A 1,321-nucleotide genomic window follows, 5' to 3' on the forward strand; every position below is an offset into this window, starting at 1 on the left:
GCTTGGCATAGCTGGTGACGAGGCCGAGCAGCCCGGCCATCCGGTGACTGACGCCTTCCGCATCGATCAGCGCCTCGCCCAGCGTCATATAGCCGCCGCACTCGCCATGGATCGGCTTGGTGCGCGCATGATCGGCCAGTCCGGCACGGAACGTGTCCGCCGCCGCCAGCCGTCCGGCGTGAAGCTCGGGATAGCCGCCGGGCAGCCACACCAGATCGGCCGAGGCGTCGGGGGCTTCGTCGGCGAGCGGCGAGAAGGGCAAAATCTCCGCCCCCCCTGCGCGCCAGCCCTCCAGCATGTGCGGATAGACGAAGGAAAAGGCCGCATCCTGTGCCAGCGCGATCCGCTGGGCGGGCGGTGGCGGAAGCGTGCCGGACATGGGCATGGCGGGCTTTGCATAGGCCGTCGCGCGCACCGCCTCCAGATCGACATGCGCCGCGAGGAACGCGGCATAATCGCCGATCAGCCGGTCGAGTTCGGGATGCTCGACCGCCTGCACCAGCCCCAGATGCCGCTCAGGCAGGACCAGATCGCCGCGACGGGGCAGCGCGCCGAAGACCGGCAGGCCGATCTCCTCAAAACCCAGCTTTGCCAGCCGCTCATGACGCGGGCTCGCCACGCGGTTCAGGATCACCCCCGCCACCCGCAATTCCGGGTCGTAGCGTGCAAACCCCAGCGCCGTCGCCGCCGCCGACTGGGCCTGTCCCGACACGTCGATGACCAGGATCACCGGCCAGCCCATGCGTTTGGCCGTCTCCGCGCTGCTGCCCATGCCGGTCGCGCCGGGCTTGGCGACGCCGTCGAACAGGCCCATCGAGCCTTCCGCCAGCACCAGGTCGGCATCCGCCCCGCGCTGGCCCAGCGTGTCGAGCAGCACGGCGGGCATCGCCCAGCCATCGAGGTTGAACGACGCCCGCCCGCACGCCGCGCGGTGAAAGGCGGGGTCGATATAATCGGGACCGCTCTTGAACGGCTGGACGCTGAGCCCCGCATCGCGAAACGCGCGGAGCAGGCCCAGCATCACGGTGGTCTTGCCGGTGCCCGAAGCGGGCGCGGCGATCATCAATCCCGGCGTCATGTCAGGCTGTTCCCCGGACGATAGCGGCGATCATAGCCCTCGGCATATAATCGGCTCTCGGCGAAATCGCTTGGAGCGAGGACGCGGCCGACCAAGATCAGCGCGGTTCGCTCCGGCCCGTCGGCGGCGGCCTCCTCGATGGTGGACAGCGTCGCGCGGACGATCCGCTGTTCGGGCCAACTCGCGCGCCAGACGATCGCCACCGGGCAATCCGCGCCATAGTGCGGGATCAGGTCGGCGACG

The 1,321-nt window shown here is 69.8% G+C and carries 1 protein-coding gene and 1 pseudogene; both read right to left on the reverse strand.

All coding sequences use genetic code 11. From position 1 onward, the window contains the following. On the reverse strand, positions 1 to 1,078 hold a 1,078-nt coding region (locus U1700_RS14625), incomplete at its 3' end, for a cobyrinate a,c-diamide synthase (RefSeq protein WP_332753421.1). Continuing rightward, positions 1,075 to 1,321, reverse strand: a pseudogene (locus U1700_RS14630) (precorrin-4 C(11)-methyltransferase); the annotation flags it as partial. The gene U1700_RS14625 and the pseudogene U1700_RS14630, both read right to left, overlap by 4 nt.

Source organism: Sphingomonas sp. RB1R13, from assembly GCF_036663775.1.
Classification (GTDB): domain Bacteria; phylum Pseudomonadota; class Alphaproteobacteria; order Sphingomonadales; family Sphingomonadaceae; genus Sphingomicrobium.